The following is a 20286-nucleotide window of genomic DNA, read 5'->3' as shown; positions in this document are numbered from 1 at the left end:
ATTCAATCCTTTGTGTTCACCGATTCTTTTCAATTGGACGGATTTCGCGGTTCTCGATTGATCGGGTTCAGACGGTTCGCAGCGGTTCGCAACTGGGCGCTGAAGCCTCGGGCCTGGCGCGGCTCGGCCGGTTTCTCGGTTTGTGCCGGGCCTTGGGTCATGTGGGCGCTCTCGAGGGTGAACAGCGACGGATCGCTCAACAGGCCATCGGCGCTCAGGCTGGTACGGCCCTGGCGGCCCAGAATCCAGGCCAGGTCGAGGTCGCTTTCCAGACGGCTTTCACGCACCGCCTGGGACACGTATTGCCCCGGCACCAGACCCAGCCCGGCGCCCGTCGACTCGTTGGTGAACTCGCCGACGCTGGCAATGCGCAGGTTCGAGCCCCCCGCGTTCCAGCTCGAGACTTCCAGTGCCCGAGCTTCGCGTTCCACCACCGGGGTGATGAAGATCGCCGGGGTTGGATCCGGCAGGCGCAAGACGCCGTTGCGGTTGCTGCGGTTGTTCGGGTCGTTGTCGAAGAAATCGTCCTGCGGCGCCGGGATGAACGGCGTGGCGATGTCGAGGTTGATCACCAGTTCGGCCTGGTCGCTGGCACCGTTGATGTCGTTGATGGTGTAGGTGAACACGTCCTGCAGCACCTGCCCCAGCCCGGCAGCGGCCAGCACCGCGGGGTTGCTCTGGTCGATGGTGTAGGTGTAGCTGCCGTCGGCGTTGAGGACCAGAGTGCCGTAGAGACCGAGGATCGGCTGGCCGATCACCCCGGCCGTGCCGGTACCCGCTTCGCTGCCGGTGCGCACGGCAACCACTTGCAGGCCGTCGTTGGCATCCACATCAGTGTCGTTGGGCAGCACGTTGCCAGTGGCCTGCGGCGCAGGTGTCTGGTCGCTGGCTACGGCGCTGTCGTTCTGCGCCACCGGTGCGTCGTTGGCGCCCTGAATGACGATGGTCAGGCGTGCATCCGAGGTCGCACCAAAGGTATCGCTCATGCGATAGGTGAAGGTCTCGCTCAGGGTGTTGGCGGCGGTGCGCAGGGCCTGCACTTGCGGATTGCTGTTATCGATTATGTAGGTGTAGGTGCCGTCGGCGTTCAAGGTCAGCTGACCGTAAAGGCCGACCAGCACCTGGCCTGCGCCACTGCTCTGGCCGTTCTGGGCACTGACGCTCAGTACTTGCTTGCTCTCGCCGTTGGCCACGCTGTCGACGTCGGTGTCGTTGTCCAGCACGTTGCCGGTGGCGTTGGTGCCCGGTGTGCCGTTATTGACCCCGCCAGCTTCGAGGGCGGTGTTGCCGTCGTCCTGGGCGACTGGGGTGTCGTTGCGCCCGTCGATGGTGATTTGCAGTTCGGCGCTCGAGGTGGCGCCAAAGGCGTCGCTCTCGGTGTAGGTGAACACATCGACCAGGGTCTGGCCGCTGACACGCAGTGCTTGAACGGCGGGCAGGCTGTTGTCCAGGGTGTAGCGCCAGGTGCCGTCGGGCAGCAGGACCAGATCGCCGTATTGCCCGCGCAATGAGGTGCCGACCACGCCCGTGGTGCCAGTGCCGGTCAGGGTGCCGGTGCGCACTGCGGAAATGGTCAGGGCATCGTTTTCAAGGTCGGTGTCATTACCGATGACGTTGCCGCCGGGATCGACTCCGGGCTGCGCATTGTTCAGGCCACCGGCCTCCACGGCGGTGCCGGTATCGGTGTTGGCATGGGGTGCGTCATTGCGCCCGCGGATGATGATGTGGATTTCCGCCAGGTCGCTTTGTCCGCCCAGATCGGTGACCCGGTAGGTGAAGTGTTCATCGAGGAACTGCAGTGGTCCCAGGCCCTGAACGGTCGGGTTGCTGGAGTCGATGATGTAGGTGTAGTTGCCGTCGGCGCCGATGATCAGTTGCCCGAACTGGCCGTTGATCAACGTGCCGTTGGTGTTGTCGGTGCCCGCGTTGACCGCATCCAGCGTACCGCCGGCCGCTTCGGTACCGAAGCGAATGCCGGTGACGTGCAGCACATCGCCCTGGTCGACATCGGTGTCGTTGGGCAACACGTTGCGGGTCGGGTTGACGCTGTTGCCCGCGCCGTTGTCCGCCACGGCCACCGCGACATCGTTGGTGGCCACCGGCGCATCCCAGGCGCCGTCGATGCGGATGTTCAGCTGGGCGATGTCGGTGGCGCCGGCGGTGTCGCGTATGCGGTAGGTGAATGTTTCCACCAGCGAATCGCCGACCTTGAGCGCCTGCACCGCCGCGAGGTTGTTGTTGACCACGTAGCTGTACGAGCCGTTGGCGTTGATGGTCAGGGTGCCGTACAGACCATTGAGGACCTGGCTGGTGGTGACCCCGGTGAAGGTGCCGCCGGCGACTTCGGTGCCGGTGCGGATGTCGGTGACGGTCTTGGTGTCATTGGCATCGACGTCGGTATCGTTGGTCAGCACATTGCCGGTGGGGTCGATGCCCGGTATGGCATTGGCGGTGCCGCCGGCTTCGACGGCCACGGTGCTGTCGTCGACCGCCAGCGGGTTGTCGTTACTGCCGCGAATGGTGATGGTCAGGGTCGCGGTGCTGGTGGCGCCGGCCAGGTCGCGGATCTGGTAGGTGAAGGTTTCGGTCAGCACGTCGCCGTTGGTGCGCAAGGCCTGGACCTGCGGGTTGCTGTTGTCCAGCACGTAGCTGTAGTTGCCATTGGCGCCGAGGGTCAGGGTGCCGAAAGCACCGGCCAGGCCGGAACCGATCACGCCGACGGAGGCGCCCTGACGCACGCCGATCACACTGAGGACTTCGCCGTTGCCATCGACATCAGTGTCATTGGCCAGAACATTGCCGCTGGGATTGATGCCCGGTATGGCGTTGTTCAGGCCGCCGGCTTCGATGGCGGTGTTGACGTCGTTCTGCGCCACCGGGGTGTCGTTGGCGCCCTGGATGGTGATGGTCAGGGTCGCGATGTCCTGCGCGCCCGCGGCATCGATCACGCTGTAGTTGAAGTTGTCGACCAGAGTGTTGCCGGCCCGCAGGGCCTGTACGGCCGCCATGCTGTTGTCCAGGCGATAGCTGTAGCTGCCGTCGGCGTTGAGCGTGAGCCAGCCGAAGGCGCCACGCAGTTCGGTGCCCAGTATTCCGTCAGGGCTCGTCGAGCCCTCGACACCGGTGCGTACCGAGGCCACGGCGCGGGTTTCGCCGTAATCGTGGGCGGGCAGGTCGGCGGGGATTTCGCCGCCATCCACGTCGGTGTCGTTGGTCAGCACGTTGCCGGTAGGGTCCACGCCCGGCTGGTTGTTGTTCAGGCCGCCGGCCTCGATGGCGGTGGCCGTGTCATCGGTGGCCACCGGATTGTCGTTCTTGCCGCTGATCAACACGATGATTTCGGCGGTGTCGGTTTCCGGGTTCGGATTGACGCCATCGCTGATGGTGTAGGTGAAGCGTTCGAGCAGCAGGTCGGTACTGCGGCGCAGCGCCTGCACATCCGCATTGTTGTTATCGACGACATAGCTGTAGCTGCCGTCGGGATTGATGGTCAGGGTGCCGTACAAGCCGACGACCACCGTACCGCCGGCTACCACCGGCACCGAGGCGCCGCCGGCACTTTCCGCGCCAGCGCGGATCAAGGTGACGGTCAATGGGTCGCCATCCGGGTCGAAGGCATTGGCCGTCACATCCCCCGTCGGATTCACGCCCGGCGTGCCGTTGTTCAGGCCGCCGGCTTCGGTGGCGATCGCGATGACGTTCTGTGCCACGGGCGGATCGTTGACGCCATGCACGGTAATCACCAGTTGCGCGGTATCGGTCAGCCCCTTGCTATCGACTACGCGATAGGTAAAGAACTCGGTCAGCGTCTGTCCGGCTTGCAGGCCCTGAACCGTGGCATTGGTGCTGTCGACGTCATAGAAGAACGAACCGTCGGCGCCGATGCGCAGGGTGCCAAACTGTCCGACCACAACCGTGCCGTTGGCCTGGGAGGTGCCGGCGGTGACGCCGGTCAGCACGTCATTGACCGGGTCGAACGTGGCCTCGCTCTTGTTGATCACGCCATCGACGTGCAACTGCCCGCTGGGCTGGTCCGCTGCATCGACGTCGGTATCGATGCCGTTGTCGACGGTGCCGGGACGGCTGGGGAACAGGATCACGTTGCCGGTCGGATTGCTCTCGGTGGCGTTGCCGTTGGTGGAGGCCGCCTGGGCATCGGCAGCATCGTCGCTGGCCACCGGGTTGTCGTTGGCGCCCTGGATGACGATGCGCAATTGCGCGACATCGTTGAGGCCACCGGCATCGGTGACCCGGTAGCTGAAGAACTCGATCAACTGATCGCCGGCGCTCAGGCGCTGCACCGTGACGTTGTTGTTATCGATTACATAGGTGTAGTTGCCGTCGGTGTTGATGGTCAGCGTGCCGTACAGGCCGGCGACGACAGTCGGGCCGGTGACCGGCGTGATCGGGCCGGTACCGGCTTCGGGAACCGGGCGCACGGCGGTGACGGTTTTGGTTTCGCCATTGGCGACGGTGTCGACGTCGGTGTCGTTGGTGAGCACATTGCCCACGGCATTGCTGCCCGGTGTGCCATTGCGCACGCCGCCGGCCTCGATGGCGACGTTGTTGTCGTCAACCCCCACCGGGGTGTCGTTGGCGCCCTGGATGGTCACGGTCAGTCGGGCGATGTCGGTGGCGCCGGCCAGGTCGGCCAGCACATAGTCGAAACTGTCGGTCAGGGTCTGGCCGGACAGGCGCAGGGCCTGAACCAGCGGATTGTTGTTGTCGACGATGTACTGATAGGCGCCGTTGGTGCCAACAATCAGGCGACCGTACTGGCCGGTGATCACCGTCACGGCTTGCACGGGTGTTTGTGCGCCGCCGTTATTCACCGAGGCCACGGAGAACACATGCAGCTTGTCGGCGTTGGTGGCGATGTCGACGTCAGTGTCGTTGGCCAGCAACTGGCCGGTGGGGTCGACACCGATCACGTTGTTGTTGGTGCCGCCGGCTTCCACGGCGGTGGCGACGTCATCGACGCCGATCGGCGGGTCGTTGACCGGGGCGAGGATGATTTGCAGGGTGTCGGTGTCGGTCAGCGCATCGGCGGGAGTGCCCGGGAGGCCATCGCCATTGGCGTCGCCGAAGTTGCCCTGGTCATTGCTGACCACGGTCAGGGTGTCGGTGCCGTTGAAGTCCTGGTTGCCCAGGTAGCGCAGGCTCGCCAGCACGCTATTGACGTCGGCCAGGGTGCCGCTGAGGGTGAGGCTGGCGGTATTGGCGCCGGTGACGGTGACGCCGGGCAGGGTGGTGCCCAGGGACAAGGTGCCGTGCAACACGCTCAGGGTCACGCTGATGTTGCGGTCCGCCACGTTGGGATCACGGTCGACATCGACGTCCGCGACGCTGATGCCGCCGATGTTCAGCGGCACGTCTTCCAGGCCTTGCTGGGTGCCGGGCAGGGTGTTGACCGGCGCATCGTTCTGTTCGACGTAACCGGCGTTCGCCGCCTGGGTATCGGCATCGCCCAGGCTGATAGTGATCTGCCCGAGGGTGCCGCCGTCGCTGTCGATACGCACGCGCAAGTCGCCAACCGGTTGCGGGAAGGTCACCAGCCCCGGTGGTGCATCGATGCGGAATACACCCAGGGGCAGCACGCCGAAATGGTACTGGCCGTTGGCGTCGGTCACGGTGGTGAACACCAGGTTGTCGGCGGTGGTGCCCAGTTGCCCGTCGGCGCCGGCCCAGGTCAGGGTCACGGTTTGCCCGGCAAGGCCGGGGCCATCGGGCACGGTGCTGCCGGTGGCCGAGGCGGTGTCGTTCCATAACGTACCGGTGATCACCCCGAGCCCGGCGTTGTCGCGCAGGATGTACTGGTTGGGGCCGACCGTGCTGCCAGTGCGCTCGCCATTGATGGTGCCATCGATGCCGACGCTGTTGCCGCCCCAACTGGTGAAGTCTTCCGGCAGGCTGCTCCAGGTCAGGGTGGCGTTGCTGCTGGCAACGATCGCGTTGTTGGGCAGGGTGACTTGATAGCGCACCTGGATCTGGGCGCCGACATCCAGCTGATCGAAGTTGACGCTCAGGCCACCGGTGGTGCTGAAGGTCACGCCGGCGGGCAGGTTGCCCGGCCCGAAGGTGGTGCCGTTGATGGTGACGCTGATCAGGGTGTAGTTGCTGCCGCCGGCAAAGTTGTCGACCACCTGGGCGTCGAACGCCGGCAGGCCGCCGTTCTGGGTGAAGCTCAATTGCACCGTGGCCGTACCGGTGGTGCCGGTCGGGTTCGGATCGAAGGCCACCACTTGCTTGTCCAGGCCGCTGAAGCTTGGCTCGACGATGCGTTCCAGAATGGTGTTGCTGGCCGCCCGGCCCGCACCGTTGACGATCTCCAGGGCACTGGCGCCCAACTGGGCACCGGCGAGGTTGCTCGCCTGGTTGGCGACCCGCACGTTGAACTCCAGTACCACGCCTTCCAGGTCGTCATCGGTGCCGTTGCCGTTGACCACGTTACCGAGGTTGAAGGTGATGGTCTGGCTGCCGTCGGGGTTGGTGACCACGGTCAGGCGGCTGGGGTCGAACACACCGGTCGGGCCCAGGCCCAGCAGGTCCGGAGTAATCGGCAAGGCTTCGGGGCTGTTTTCGTTGCCATCGATGGCCAGGGTGCCGCCGACGATCAGGTTGGCATCGCTGACCAACCCGCCATTGGAAATAAAGCCAATGCGCAAGGCGTTGACCAGTGCATCCGGGGAGATGAATTGCAGGCCGTTGGCCAGGGTGATCTGGATCTGGTAGTTGGGGTTGTTGCCTTCCGGCACCAGCACCACCACGCGATAACGGATCACTTCGCCGATGGTCACCGCTTCCACCGGTGCCGTGGTCGGCGCCGGCGCGGCGGTATCAGGCAAGCCGCCGACCCGGGAGATCTGGATGGCCTGGGCCACCGGCACCACCAGCACCGAACTGTTGCGATAGTCGTTGAGCGTGCCACCGTTGAGCGGCCCGTCGACGCCGGTACGTTCGCCGGCCTGAGTGCCGTCGAGGCTGGTCCATTGCACGGTCGCCACGTTGGCGAAATTGGACTGCGACGCTGCCGTGGCGTTGACCACGCCCGACAGGCTCAACACGATGCTGCCGCCCTTGGCGATGTCGATGTTGGCGCCGTTGACGGTGCGCAACTGGCCGTTGACGATTTCGAAATCCACGCCGCCGTTATTGGTCGCGCCCCCTAGATACAACTTGCCCGTGAGGATGATGTTGTCCAGTTGGGTGGGCAGGTTGTCGAGGAAGGTGATGTCGAAGGCATTGAAGTCGCTGCCGCCGGTGCCATTGGTCAGGGTGATGGTGAAGGTCACCGTGTCGCCCTGGTCGTAGCCGCCCAGGCCCGAGGTCGAGGTCAGCACTTGCGTGACGGTCAGGGTCGGTTCACGCACGGTCACCGTGGGTTGGCCACCGGTGAGCGCGACGGTGCGGTCCACCGCCACGTTGCCGTTGGGCGTGTCGCTGTCCGGGTCGCTGAAGGTCAGTTGCGCGCTGTTCTGCAGCGCCTTGTTGGCCTGGTTGGCGATCACGTTGTTGGCCACCAGTTGCAGGCGAATCACGAAGGTGTTGTTGCCGGTCTGGTTGTCGGCGGTGGCGCCGGACACGCTGAAGGTCCAGCGTGCATCCACGCCGTCGTCGCCCAAAGTGCCGCCTTGACCTGCAAAACCGCTGACCACGATGCTGCCGGCAAAGTCGGCGCCCAGGGCGCCACTGCCGGCGCGAGTGGTGATGATCTGGTAACCCAGGCCGCCGTTGAAGGTGGTGTCCAGGCGCATGCCCGGCGGGATCAGGTCGTCGATGCGCAGGGTTTGCGTGCTGCCTTCGGGCAGGGTGACGACGATGTCGTAGCGCATGCTTTCGCCGATCACCAGGTCGCTGCCGGTGGTGTGGGTGGCGCTGGAATCGCCGTTATCGAGGGTGCCGTCGGCGAACACTTTGGTGATCACCGGTGCCGCCACCTGTTGGCTGGACAGGTCGGTCAGGTCGGTGGGGGTGAAGTCGGTGCCATTGTTGACGCTGGCGTAATTGCTCAGGGTCGCGGTGCTTTGCAGGCTGCGGCTGGCTTCGATGGTGGAGCTGACCACCACGTCGTAACTGATCACCACCAGGTTGGCGCCGCTGGTGTCGGCGGCGGTGCCGCTGCGACCGGCGAGCAGGGTGGCCTGGCCACCGGCATCGAGGAAGGTGATCTGGTTGCCGTTGACGCTGTAGTCCACGCCCAGTACCAGCGCGGTGCCGTCGCCGCGATAAATCTGCAGGTTGGCAGCGGCCAGGCTGCCGCCAACGAAGCTCAGGCCGGTGGGCAGGGTAATGCTGGTGGTGACGTCGAACGCGCCGCCGCCACCGGTGTTTTCGATGGCCGTGACCAGGCGCAGGGTGTCGCCGCCGTCGATGCCGGTGATGTTGCCGTCCACCGCCGCCAGATCGGTCACGCTGCCATTGAACGGCACGCCGGTGGTGCCGGGGGCATTCCAGCTGCCGGTGGTGTTGCTGACGGTGCCATTGGTGCTGGACACCACGCCGTGCTTGATCGCCAGTACCGGTTCGGCCACCGAGACGATGGCCACCACGTCCGAGGAAATCAGGGTGCGGTCGGTGAGGGTGGTTTGCTGGCTCGATTGCGCCAGTACATCCAGCGAGCGCTGGTCGGCGAACGGCTGGTCGCCGACGCGCACGGTAAAGCGCACGACGATGCGGCTGCCGGTGGTGTCGGCGGTGACGAAGCTGCCGAAATCGAACACCACCGAGTTGCCGGCGGCGCTGGTCACGGTGAGCACGCCACCGGCATTGGTGTTGCCGGGGCCGATCTGCCATTGGTTGGGATCGCTGCCATTGGCCCAGGTCACGCCCGTCACGTCGAACAACGGCAGCGGCAGATAGGCGGTGAGCTTGAACTGCTCGTAGTCGCCGGTCACCAGGTCGTAAGTGAGCTCGAAGGTCACTTCATCGCCTGGGCGCAATTCGCCGCTGGCAGGTGGCGTGCCGTTGTTGACCTCGACGATATTGATGTCGACGGTGTTGGTCGGGATCACGCTGGTGGTGGCCGAACCATCGGTTTCGCTTTGCCCGGTCAGGTTGAAGATGTCTTGCAGCAGCGTGCCATCGACCACGGCCGTGTTGCCGATCTCGTCGCCTTCGTTGATTTCGCTGTGGGGCGCGCCCGATGGCGGCTTGTAGGTCTGGCCGACAACGGCCGAATAGCTGAGCACTGCCAGCACCGCGCCTTCCAGGGTGTCATCGAAAGCCAGGTCGCCATTGAGCCAGCCGCGAATATTTGAGAAGGCATTGCGCAGCGACTGGGCGATGTCGAAAACCATCGACGTGCTGCCATCGGCATTGACCACCGTGGTGGTCACCAGGGTGATGGTTTGCGGCACGCCGTTGAGGGTCACAGTCAGGGTCGGTGTGCCGGTGAGGGTTTGCCCATCGCTGAGCTGGTCGCGAATGACCAGTTGGCCCTCGTTGAAGAAGTCCTTGCCGAAGGCGAAGTAGTCGGAAATCGCCAGGTTCAGGGTGTACTGCAGCGTATCGCCGGGGGTGATGCCGGTCTGGCCGATGTCGGTTTGCAGGGTCACCTGTTTGAGCAGGGTGATGGACTTGGCGATGAAGTCGGTGGGGCGACCGGTGCCGGTGAAGTCGATGGTGGTATTGGGCGCCACTACGTCGCGCGGGTCCAGCGGTGCCCATTGGCCGCTGGCGGTCGGTGCGCCGAGGGTGATGGTGACGGCGTCGCCCGTGACCGGGTTGATGATCGCCTGGCCGTTGGCGTCGACTTCCGGTACGTAGAACGCCACCTGGGTGTTGGTGGCGGCGGTCAGGCTGTCGTATTCGACGGTAAAAGAATTGATGTACACGGTATCGGATGCGATCAGCGCGGCGATGGCCACCGGATCGGTGACCACCGTGCCGTCATGCAGCGTGATCGAGGTCAGGCGCCCGCCAGGGCCTGGGGTGATGGCCGTGACCTGGATGTTGTCTGGCAGCGGTTGGGTGACGATGACATGGGACAGCGTCTGGCCCGGCGCGGGTGTCACGGTCACCGTGAGGGTGCGGCCGTAGTTCGGCCCGGTGGCGGTTTCGCCTTCGGGGGTGGTGATGGTCTCGTCAAAGGTGATGACGGTCGGGTGTACCACGAAGGCCGCGCCGCCGACCTGGATCAGGCTCGGGTCGTTAGTCGGGTTGTCCAGTGCATCGTTGCCGAACTGGAAGCCGCCGCTGGCGCGGATGGTCAAGTCCGGGCTGCCATTGGAGAAGTCGGTATCGGCGAGATTGCTCAGACTGGCGGTGATCTGCACCGGGATGATTGGCTGCTGATTGGTGACACTGGCAAAGGGCAGTTCGATGACCACCAACTTGTCGCCGGCGCGCATGCCGAAAGACGCCGCGTTGATGATCAGGAAGTTACCGTTGGCGTCTTTTGCCAGAGGGTGGGTCGCGTTGCCGGCCGCGTCGAACGTCACCGTATGGGTGACCAGGTTTTGTCCCAGGTAGGTGGCGGAGATGAAGTTGACCCCGTCGTCGCCATCCTTGCCGGTGGCCGGCAGCGCCAGATTGATGAAGGGCGCGAAACCGGGTTGGGTGGAGGTGTTGTTGAAATTGACAGTAAAGCTGAAGTTGTCACCCAGCAGCACATCGCTGCCGGCGGCGGGCAGGGTCACGGTGGGCGCGGCGTCGGCCAGCAAGCCGTCGAAATGGGCCATGGCCACGCTGCTCAGGGCGATGCTCTTGTCGATATCACCGACTCTGGTTTCCAGGGTCCAGTCGCCGCCGGCCTTGGCGCTGCCGGTGTCATTGCTGGAGGCTCCGACATCGGCACCGGTCCAGCGGGCGATTTCGGTGACCAGGGTTCTGCCGGCGACGCCTGCACCGATGTCGCAACCATAAAGCTGGATATCAGCGCCCTGGGTCAGGTTGTTGCGCCATTGTTCGAGAGTCTTGCCAAGCTGGTCGACGTTGTCGGCGGTGATGGTGCGGTTGCCCAGGGTGAATTGCCCGGAGGCGCCGTGGGACAGCACCTGGATCGAATCGACCTTGCCCAGTTGTGCCAAGGCCGCGGAGATTGCCGCCAGGCCGTCTTCACCGGCGTTGACCACAATAGCCGTGACGTTCCCCGGCAGTTGCGCCATCAGTTGCTCACGGTTTTCGATGCGGCTGTCGATCACCAGCAGGCTGCGCGCGGCCGAGGGGGCCGGCTCGGTGGCAGGACGGGCTTCGGTCGGCGTGGCGGGCGTGGCAGCCGGGTCCGTGGCCGGGTGAGCGGCGTCGACGGGGTTGCTGTGATGCTGGTCGGCAGCCGCCGACGCGGCGGCACCGTCGAACAGAATCCGTGGCTCCAGTGCCAGAGCCTGACGTTGTGGACGCAAGTGCAGACCTGAAAACAGACGCGGTGTTTCTGACATAGTGGAAGCCCTCAACCTGCCTCGCGTTGAACCAATCCTTTGTACAAAACGCCCACTATTGGACAGGTTTAGCTTAGAACGAAATTTTTACATTTCCATGCGCCAAGCCCCCATCCAGACGGTGTTGGGACATCTGGTGCAGCAGCCATTGGCCATCACTGGTTGGTTTTGGCTGCCGCCGCTGCGTTTTTCTCCTCAACCAACTTGTACGCCACGTAGTACTTGTAGATGTTGCCGACGTAATCCACGGTCTCGCGACCCACGACTTGTGCGGCGGCTTGTTCAACATTAGCGAACCAGACGTTTTTGTCCAGGTTGGACTTTTCCGCCAATGCGCGAAACTTGCGCAGGTTGCCGGGCCCGGCGTTGTAGGCGGCAAATGTCATCAGGGTCTTGTTCATCTCGTTCAATTGCGGATCGTTCAGGTATTTGTCCGCGAGCAGGCGCATGTACTTGCTGCCGGCCTCGATGTTTTTGTCGGCACTCTTGTCGATACCGACGATGGCCACGGTTGGATCCTTGGCGGTTTTGGGCAGCAGTTGCATGACGCCTACCGCACCGCGCGGGCTGTGGGCCTTTTGATCCAGTTGCGATTCCTGGAAGCCCTGGGCCATCAGCATCAGGTGGTCAAAACCGTAGGTGGCGGCGTGGCGGTCGAAGATTTCCACCATCTCATTGAATTTCTTCATCTCCTCTTCGGACGTGGCGTTGAGCACCCGCTTGCTGCTGTTGGTGACGTACTTGGTGCGCAGGCTGTTGCCGAACGTGGTGCCGACCTTGTGAGTTTTGACGAACTCGGCCAACTGGCCCTTCAACTGCGGACTGTCCTTGCGAATCGCCCAGGCAAACTCCGAGTTGTCGTGCACGGCGATGTTTTCGTGAATCTGCATGTCGGTGTACAGCGGTGCCCAGATTTTCGCGATGTAGCGATCCACCACCGTGGCCTTGAGTAATCCGGCATTGACCATTTGCAGCAGGTCTTCGGATTCGAGGTTTTCGTCGGCGGCCTTGAGGTCGATGGGCGCCAGGCCTTTTTCCTTGAACGTGGCGTTCAAGGCCTGCAGGTGTTCGTAGTAGCTGCTCGAAGAACGCACGGTAATTTCCAGGCCGGACAGGTCTTCGAGTTTTTCAATGGCCTTGCTGCCAGGCGCAGTGACCAGGATTTCCGGAATGTTCACCGCGAACGGGTCGGAAAAATCCACGTCCTTCAGGCGCGCCTCGGTCACGGTCAGGCCGCCGGCGGCGATGTCGCCGACGCCCTTGATCAGATCGGGCATCAACTTGTTGCGCGGGGTGGGGATGAACATGACCCGCCATTGCATGGATTTCTTCCCGTAGGGCTGGGTCTTGTTCAGCCAGGCTTCCAGGCCCTTGCCCAGTTCGTAGGTCAGTCCGCGCTGGCGACCGCGATCCAGTTCGAAGAAGGTCTTGCTGTAAGGCACCAGCACTCGGACCAGGCGGCGCTCGCGCATGCCTTCGAAGTCACCGGTCCAGTCCGGCAGCACGGGCAGCACCATTTTTTGCACTTCGGCTTCTTCGGCCGGAGTCAGTTCGACGGCAGGCAATTCGGGGTGGGTCTGTGCCAGCGCGGTGTTGAGGCAGCACAGCAACAGCATCAGGGGCAATGCGCGAAAACGGCTCCACGGGATGTTCATTTCACTCACCGGACAGGGCAGGGAGATCGGAGGGGCACATAGCAGTATGGCCAATGGCTGGCCATTTACCGGGTCGAAAGGCGGGGAAGGTAAAAATTTTGCAGGAAGGGTCCATTCCCCCTGTAGGAGCGAGCCTGCTCGCGATAGCGGTGGGTCAGTCAACATCAGTGTTGGATGATAATTCGCTATCGCGAGCAGGCTCGCTCCTACAGTTGGGATGTTGCCAGGCGCAGGTCGTGATTATCCGAACACCGGCCGGAAGAAGCTGCGTTCATAGCTGAGGATGCAGCGGGTTTCTTCCGCATATTTGAACGCCGCGATGCACTCCGGATCGTTCATCGACTGCTGCCGGTAAGTTTCGTAGTCCGCCAGGCTTGGGAAGGTGAACATCGCCAGGGCGATGTTGTTGGCGCCTTCGGACGGCAGGAAGTAACCGTGATGCTGACCGCCGAATTTTTCCACCAGGGGAATCCACAGCTTGCCGTAGTGCTCGAAGGCTTCGAGCTTGTAAGGGTCGAGCACGTATTTGAGGTAGCAGGTGACCATCGGTTTTCTCTCCTTGAGGGTTAAAGGTTGGTTGAGTCGCTCGCGTGTGCGGATCAAATGCCAGCGCAGACGCTGGATTTTCTAACACGCGGCCCTCTGTAGGAACGAGCCTGCTCGCGATGGACGTCAACGATAACGCGGGCTGTCTGAAAGATCGCGTTGCCTGGACGTTTATCGCGAGCAGGCTCGCTCCTACAGGGGGACAGGTGCGGTTATCGCGGATTGTCCTCCCGCGCCGCGCGCACGAATTCGATGAAGGCCTTGAGCGTCGCCGGCACATGGCGGCGGCTCGGGTAATACAGGTGCAGCCCGGGATAGTAGGGGCACCAGTCGCCCAGTACCTGTATCAGGCTGCCGTCGGCTACCCAGGCCTTGACCATGTCCTCGAAGACATACGCCAGGCCGACCCCCGCCAGCGCCGGGCCGACCATCAGGCTCACATCGCCCAGGGTCAGCGGGCCGTCGACTTCGATTTCCTCGGCAATGCCGCCCCGTTCGAATTCCCAGCGATACAGCGTGCCACTGGGGAAGCGATGACGGATGCACGGCAGGCCATGCAAATCTTCGGGCTTGTGCGGAATCGGGTGCTGCTCGAAGAAGGCTGGCGACCCCACGACCACCGAGCGCAAATACGAACCGATGGGCAGCGACACCATGTCGGCCTCCAGCCGCACGCCGAAACGTACGCCGGCATCGAAGCCGCCGGCGACCACATCCACCAGACCATCGTCCGCCACGATCTCCAGCTTCACGTCCGGATACGCCTCCAGAAACCGGCCCGCCAGCGGCAGCAGCACCAGCTCCGCCGCCTGGCGACCGGCCGTGATGCGCAGGCTGCCCGAGGGTTTGTCACGGAAACTGTTGAGGTCTTCCAGCGCATCGTCGATATCGCGAAAGGCCGGTTTCAATCGGGCATGAAGTCGATCGCCAGCCTCGGTCAGGCCGACGCTGCGCGTGGTGCGGTTGAACAGTCGCACACCCAGGCGGTTCTCCAGGGTGCGCACCGAATGGCTGAGCGCCGAAGGCGTGACCCCGAGTTCCACCGCCGCGCGGCTGAAGTTCAGGTGATTGGCCACGCACAGAAAGATCGAGAGATCGGCGGCGGAGGGCGCTTTCATTTGTGAGTACCTTTCACAAAGCTATGCAAAATTGTTGGGATTATCACATCAGTAGTGGAGTTTTAAAGTGGCGTCAACTCATCAAGAAGACCCGGCAATCACGCTCGGGTCGCTGACAGGAGGAGTTGATATGCGTACTTGGCTCATTACTGGCGCTTCCCGTGGTTTTGGCACTCTGATCGCAGAACAGGCTCTGCGTGCCGGCGACGCGGTGATTGCCACGGCTCGTAAACCTGAAGATGTCATCGCCAAACTGGGCGACCATCCAAACCTCTTGGCGGTGCGACTGGACGTGACCCGCGAGGAGGAAGCCCATCAGGCGGTCGCAGAAGGCATCAAGCGTTTCGGCCGCATCGATGTACTGATCAACAATGCCGGCTTCGGCGTGCTGGGGGCGGTGGAAGAGACCAGCGCCAGCGAGACCGAGCGCCTGTTCGCCACCAACGTTTTCGGTGTGCTCAACGTGACCCGCGCGGTGCTGCCGCACATGCGTCGCCAGCGCTCCGGGCATGTGATCAACATCTCCTCCATCGGTGGCTACCAGGCCTACATGGGTTGGGGCGTGTACGGTTCCACCAAGTTCGCGGTGGAAGGCATCACCGAGGCGCTGCACCAGGAACTGGCACCACTGGGGATCCACGCAACGGTGGTGGAACCAGGTTTCTTCCGCACCGACTTCCTCGACGAACAATCGCTGGTGAAGACCGCGCTGGAACTGGCGGACTACGACGAGACGGTAGGCGCCATGCGCAAATATGCCGAATCAGCCAATCATGCCCAACCGGGCGACCCGGTGAAGTTCGCCGAGGCCATGCTGGCCCTGGTCAACGCGCCCAAGCCACCGCAACGCCTGGCGCTGGGCAGCGACACCATCGCGCGCATCGAAGCGAAAAACCGCTTCGTCGCCCAGGAACTGGCCGAGTGGAATGAGTTGGCGCTGTCGACGGATTTCAAGGGCTGATAGCTGAGCCACAAAAAATCCGGAGCCCTGTGAGGGGCTCCGGATTTTTGTTTTTCCCTGTGGGCTTTGATGTCGACTGACACGGCCTCATCGCTGGCAAGCCAGCTCCCACAGTGTTTGGTGGTGTTCACAGATTTTGCGGATACCCACTAAACCTGTCGGAGCGGGCTTGCCCGCGATGGCGGCCTCATGGTCGACCAGATTTCGCGGACATACGCCATTCAACTGTAGGAGCGAGCCTGCTCGCGATGAACGCGGGAACACCACGGCGTATCAGACTTCCAGCGTTATCGTTGACGACCATCGCGAGCAGGCTCGCTCCTACAGGGAACGGGGTCCAGGCAGAAACAGGTCGGCACCTGCCGACTCTGGCCTTGCGCGTCTGAAAAACTTCTTCATGACGACCGGGGCATGATCAAATGGCGGCCATTTTTTGCCGCAGGCAATGCCTGATCTGGAGGGGTGGATGAATAAGGCGGCCGTGATGACCTTCGTACTGTGCCTCGGTACGGGCGTGTTCGCTGCGCCTGCGAATGCGCAGGGCGATGCCGAGGCGGGCGGGAAACTGTTCAAGCGTTTTTGCAGCGGTTGCCATCAGATCGGCGAGTCGGCGCGGGCGTTTTTCGGTCCGCAGCTTAACGGTGTCGTCGGGCGCACTGCCGGGAGCACCACCGATTATCAGTATTCCGACGCCATGAAGTCCTCCGGCATTGTCTGGACCCGGGAGAAACTGGCGGCGTACATCGAAGCGCCGAAGACGGTGGTGCCGGGGACACGGATGATTTTCTGGGGGGTGAGTGATCCGGAGAAAATTGAAGATCTGTTGGCTTATCTTCAGACCTTTTCAGCCCCATGAGGGGTGAGTCAGGGCCTGTTGTGTTGACTGTTATGTCGCCATCGCGGGCAAGCCTTGCTCCCACAGGGTTTGTGTCGTTCACAAATCCTGTGGGAGCAAGGCTTGCCCGCGATGGCGATATTGGCCTCACCCCTCATTTCACCTGCTATCGACGCAACCCCGCGCAATGATCCTGCGCCGGCTGAGCCGCCGTATACCACACGTAATCCGCGTTTTCGGCCGTCACCGTTCTGCCCGCTTCGGCCAGGATCAGCACCGCATTCCCCTCGCCAGCGCCCAGGTCCTTCAGGTGCAGCGGCACACCCAGGTCCTTGCGCACATGGAACGCCCCGGCCAGCAGCAAGGCCGGTGTCGGTGCCGCCAAAAGACGCTCGGCCATGCGCCGGTCGCGCTGCTGCTGCACGGCGAGCATCGCCGGCATTTGCGACTCGGGCAGCAAGCCGCAATGGGAATCGCGGATGTCCTCCAGCAAGGTCGCTTGCACCTGTTGCGTGGTGGACGCCTCGCCTGTGAGCACCGGGCGTTGCTTGTAGATTTGCATGATCTGCGCCCGATCCAGATTGGCCGACAGCAGCGGGTAAGGTTGGCGCAACGCATAGTTGACCAACGCACCGTAGACGCCCCAGTCCCAATTGGCTTGCCAGGACAGCGCCTGATAGGGATCGGCCGGTGGCTGGCCGGCACGGGTGGCGGCCTGCGCCGCATCGACCTTGGCCTGCTGGTCGGGGTTGAGCATTTCCATCAACAGGCTGCCTTGGGGGCGTTGACGGGCCAGCTCGCGCAGCAACCACAGTTGCAGGGCGTGATGATCGGGGTTGTCGTGTTGTTCGCCCACCAGCACGCGGGGTGCGCTGGCCAGGCGTTCGACCAGCTCTTGCGGCGTCAGGGCACGGCCGGTGGCCAGTTCGCGGATGACGCCCCGGTCGGCATGGTCGCGCCCTTCGGGGGCAATGGCCGCCGGCGGTGGTGAGACGGAGTGGGACTGGCAGGCAGCCAACAGACTGAACAGGCAGAGCAGCAGAATGCGCATCGGTTTTCCTTATTCGAAGATGGCCCCCTCGCTTGTAACGATAGAAGGGGGCAAGTATCAGCGCGCGATAATCAACGGGTGGCCACGTTCCGGGTGCCGGTGAATCAGCACCTGCAACCCGTACACCGCTTCCAGCGCCTGGGCGGTCAGCACTTCATCCGGCGGGCCGTAGGCGTGGGGGCGACCGTCCTGCAACAGGAGCAATTGATCGCAGTAACGGGCGGCGAGGTTGAGGTCGTGAAGGATCACCATGACCGCCGCGCCACGCCCGGCGAAATCGCGCACCGCTTGCAGGATGGTGTGCTGGTGCAAGGGGTCGAGCATCGAGGTCGGTTCATCGAGCAGAAGGATCTGGCCTTCGGCCCCCGGCCACAACTGCGCGAGCACACGAGCCAGGTGCACGCGCTGACGCTCGCCACCGGACAGCGCCAGATAGCTGCGCCCGGCCAGGTGCAGGGCGTCGGCGGCACGCAAGGCTTCGGCGACGATTTCGGCGTCGCGAACCCGGCCTGTGGCGTAGGGCAGGCGCCCCATGCCCACCACTTCATTGACTGAAAAAGCGAAGTTCAAACTGGAGCTCTGGGGCAGCACCGCCAGGCGCTTGGCTCGCTCCTGACCCGGCCAGTCGGCGAGCGCGCGGTCGTCGAGGCTGACCGTGCCTGCGCTGGCCGGCAGCTCATCGCACAAGGCAGCGAGCAGGGTACTTTTGCCGGCGCCGTTAGGCCCTAGCACCCCGAGGACTTGCCCTGCATGCAGCTGGATATCGATGTCCGCCAGCACCGTGCGCGTGCCGCGCCGGACCAGCAAGTTGTTGGCTCGCAGCATCAGGTGCGCCCCCGTACCAGCAGATAGAGGAAGAAGGGTGCGCCAATCAGCGCGGTGACGATGCCGATCGGCAACTCGGCGGGCGCCAGCAGCAGGCGGGCGACCAGATCGGCCAGCAACAGCAGGCTGGCGCCGGCCAGCAGGGACGCCGGCAGCAACACCCGATGATCCGGGCCCACCAGCAATCGCATCAGATGTGGCACCACCAGCCCGATGAAACCGATCAGGCCCGCCGCCGCCACGGCGGCACCCACACCCAGCGCCGTGCACAGCACCAGTTCAAGCTTGATCCGCTCGACGTTGAAGCCCAGGTGCCGCGCTTCCGACTCACCCAACAGCATCGCATTGAGCGCCGCCGCGCGACGGGGCAACCACAACGCCACGCCCACCGCCACGATCAGCAAGGGCCACAGGCGCGGGTAACTGGCGCCATTGAGGCTGCCCAGGTTCCAGAAGGTCAGGGTGCGCAGGGTGGCGTCATCGGCCAGGTAGGTGAACAGACCGACACCGGCACCGGCCATGGCGGTCATCGCCACGCCCGCCAACAGCATGGTGGCGACGTTGGTCTGGCCATTGCTGCGACCGAAGCGATACACCACCGCCGTGACGATCAGGCCACCGGCAAAGGCGCACAGCGACAGCAGGTAGGGTTCGATGGCCGGCGGCAAACCACCGAACAGGCTGCCGCCGACGATGGCGATCGCCGCGCCCAGCGCAGCGCCACCGGACACGCCAACCAGTCCCGGATCGGCCAGCGGGTTGCGAAACAGCCCCTGCATGGCCACGCCGGACAGTGCGAGCACCGAACCGACCGCGATGCCGAGCAGACTGCGCGGCAGGCGGATCTGGCCGAGGATCAGCTCGGCCTGTTGCGTGTCGCCACCGGCCACCGGCAGCCCGAACAGGCGCAAACCGGCCAGCAAGGTATCACCCAATGGCAGGCTGACAGGCCCCAGGGCCAATGACAGCCAGAACACCAGCAGCAGTAACAGCCCCAGGGTAATCAGCATCGGCCGTGGCCGGACGATGGCCGTCATGGATTGATCCCGACTATTTGCGCCGACGGGTAGAACGCCTTCGACAGGGTCCCCAGCGCATCGGGAATGCGCGGGCCGAGACCGCCCACCAGCAACGTCGGGTCGATCACCAGCACCCGGCCTTCACGCCCGGCCCGGGTCTGCGCGAGGATCGGATTCTGCTCCAGCAGGGCAGCGCGGGCGGCATCCCCTTCGAGACGGCCACCGGCGAAGATGATCACCTGTGGGGCCAGGGCCAGCATCGCCTCGTTGGACACCGGCTTATAGCCGTTGTGCTCGGTAAGGTTTTGCCCGCCGGCCTGAGCGATCATCCAGGCCGCCAGGGTGTCCTTGCCGGCGGCCTGCAGGTTGCCGCCGGAATGGCTGAGCAGCATCAGCACCCGAGGCGCGGGGCTTTGCTGCTGCGCCTGCTTGACCCACGCCGCCTGATTTTCCAGACGCTGCTGATAACCGGCCATCAACGCCTGTGCCTCGGTCGGCTTGCCCAGCAGTTGCCCGAGTTCGCTCAGGTTGTGTTGCAGCGAGGGCACATCGGGCGTGGCCGAGAGCATTTCGATGCGCACCCCGGCCGCCTTGAGTTGCGCGAGTACCGGCGGCGGGCCCATCTCGGCGCTGCCCACCAGAATGTCCGGCTTGAGCGCCAGGATGCCTTCGGCGGCCAGCGCGCGCTGGTAGCCGATGCCCGGCAGGCTGTGCAGCGAACGCGGGTACTGGCTGGTGCTGTCGACACCCACCAGTTTGCTTTCGCCGCCCAGGGCAACGACCCATTCGCTGAACGCGCCGCCGGCGCTGACCCAGCGTTGGGGCAGGTCATCGGCCACGGCCATCTGACTGAGGAGCACGCAGGCCGAGGCCAGCAGTGATTTGATACGCATCGCAA

The 20286-nt window shown here is 63.9% G+C and carries 10 protein-coding genes; 2 read left to right on the top strand and 8 right to left on the bottom strand.

Annotation, left to right across the window (positions count from 1 at the left end; translation table 11 throughout):
• Window positions 1-29: 29 nt before the first annotated feature.
• The 4 genes from DKY63_RS08360 to DKY63_RS08340 all read right to left on the bottom strand — a co-directional run bounded on the left by DKY63_RS08360 (window position 30) and on the right by DKY63_RS08340 (window position 14697).
• On the bottom strand, window positions 30-11378 hold the full coding sequence (locus DKY63_RS08360) for a VCBS domain-containing protein (protein WP_110963680.1): 11349 nt from the start codon (window positions 11376-11378) through the stop codon (window positions 30-32).
• A 155-nt stretch (window positions 11379-11533) separates the two neighbouring features.
• Window positions 11534-13033 carry a lytic transglycosylase F gene (locus DKY63_RS08355; RefSeq protein ID WP_110963679.1) on the bottom strand — a complete coding sequence of 500 codons (1500 nt, stop codon included), beginning with the start codon at window positions 13031-13033 and terminating at the stop codon, window positions 11534-11536.
• Between the two features lie 240 nt (window positions 13034-13273).
• A complete protein-coding gene (locus DKY63_RS08345) occupies window positions 13274-13579 on the bottom strand; it encodes an NIPSNAP family protein (RefSeq protein ID WP_110963678.1) in 306 nt (101 codons plus the stop codon).
• A 212-nt stretch (window positions 13580-13791) separates the two neighbouring features.
• On the bottom strand, window positions 13792-14697 hold the full coding sequence (locus DKY63_RS08340; protein ID WP_110963677.1) for a LysR family transcriptional regulator: 906 nt from the start codon (window positions 14695-14697) through the stop codon (window positions 13792-13794).
• A 130-nt stretch (window positions 14698-14827) separates the two neighbouring features.
• On the opposite strand from DKY63_RS08340, the gene DKY63_RS08335 reads away from it, so the two are divergent.
• Both DKY63_RS08335 and DKY63_RS08330 read left to right on the top strand, forming a co-directional pair.
• A complete protein-coding gene (locus tag DKY63_RS08335; protein ID WP_110963676.1) occupies window positions 14828-15658 on the top strand; it encodes an oxidoreductase in 831 nt (276 codons plus the stop codon).
• Window positions 15659-16124: 466 nt separating this feature from the next.
• Window positions 16125-16514 (top strand): c-type cytochrome, encoded by a 390-nt coding sequence (locus DKY63_RS08330; RefSeq protein ID WP_110963675.1) that lies wholly within the window; start codon window positions 16125-16127, stop codon window positions 16512-16514.
• 145 nt (window positions 16515-16659) lie between these two features.
• Here the strand turns inward: DKY63_RS08330 and DKY63_RS08325 are convergent, their stop codons facing one another.
• Genes DKY63_RS08325 through DKY63_RS08310 form a run of 4 tightly spaced genes read right to left on the bottom strand, consistent with a single transcriptional unit; the run spans window position 16660 to window position 20281 of the window.
• A complete protein-coding gene (locus tag DKY63_RS08325; protein ID WP_110963674.1) occupies window positions 16660-17544 on the bottom strand; it encodes a ChaN family lipoprotein in 885 nt (294 codons plus the stop codon).
• Window positions 17545-17601: 57 nt separating this feature from the next.
• Window positions 17602-18369 carry a heme ABC transporter ATP-binding protein gene (locus tag DKY63_RS08320; RefSeq protein ID WP_110963673.1) on the bottom strand — a complete coding sequence of 256 codons (768 nt, stop codon included), beginning with the start codon at window positions 18367-18369 and terminating at the stop codon, window positions 17602-17604.
• Complete coding sequence (locus DKY63_RS08315; RefSeq protein ID WP_162634956.1) at window positions 18369-19352, bottom strand: FecCD family ABC transporter permease; 984 nt, start codon at window positions 19350-19352, stop codon at window positions 18369-18371. The genes DKY63_RS08320 and DKY63_RS08315 overlap by 1 nt, the downstream gene beginning before the upstream one ends.
• A 50-nt stretch (window positions 19353-19402) precedes the next feature.
• Window positions 19403-20281 carry a heme/hemin ABC transporter substrate-binding protein gene (locus DKY63_RS08310; protein ID WP_110963671.1) on the bottom strand — a complete coding sequence of 293 codons (879 nt, stop codon included), beginning with the start codon at window positions 20279-20281 and terminating at the stop codon, window positions 19403-19405.
• Window positions 20282-20286: the final 5 nt, after the last annotated feature.

The organism is Pseudomonas putida (genome assembly GCF_003228315.1).
In the GTDB taxonomy this organism is placed as follows: domain Bacteria; phylum Pseudomonadota; class Gammaproteobacteria; order Pseudomonadales; family Pseudomonadaceae; genus Aquipseudomonas; species Aquipseudomonas putida_S.
Note: the sequence above shows the minus strand (reverse complement) of the source record. Positions and strands in the feature narration are given on the sequence as shown.

Bases quoted from the DNA above. Each gene is read 5' to 3' on its own strand.
- DKY63_RS08340 (WP_110963677.1), bottom strand. From the start codon at position 14,697: ATGAAAGCGCCCTCCGCCGCCGATCTCTCGATCTTTCTGTGCGTGGCC.
- DKY63_RS08330 (WP_110963675.1), top strand. From the start codon at position 16,125: ATGAATAAGGCGGCCGTGATGACCTTCGTACTGTGCCTCGGTACGGGC.
- DKY63_RS08310 (WP_110963671.1), bottom strand. From the start codon at position 20,281: ATGCGTATCAAATCACTGCTGGCCTCGGCCTGCGTGCTCCTCAGTCAG.
- DKY63_RS08345 (WP_110963678.1), bottom strand. From the start codon at position 13,579: ATGGTCACCTGCTACCTCAAATACGTGCTCGACCCTTACAAGCTCGAA.
- DKY63_RS08360 (WP_110963680.1), bottom strand. From the start codon at position 11,378: ATGTCAGAAACACCGCGTCTGTTTTCAGGTCTGCACTTGCGTCCACAA.
- DKY63_RS08335 (WP_110963676.1), top strand. From the start codon at position 14,828: ATGCGTACTTGGCTCATTACTGGCGCTTCCCGTGGTTTTGGCACTCTG.
- DKY63_RS08355 (WP_110963679.1), bottom strand. From the start codon at position 13,033: ATGAACATCCCGTGGAGCCGTTTTCGCGCATTGCCCCTGATGCTGTTG.
- DKY63_RS08320 (WP_110963673.1), bottom strand. From the start codon at position 18,369: ATGCTGCGAGCCAACAACTTGCTGGTCCGGCGCGGCACGCGCACGGTG.
- DKY63_RS08325 (WP_110963674.1), bottom strand. From the start codon at position 17,544: ATGCGCATTCTGCTGCTCTGCCTGTTCAGTCTGTTGGCTGCCTGCCAG.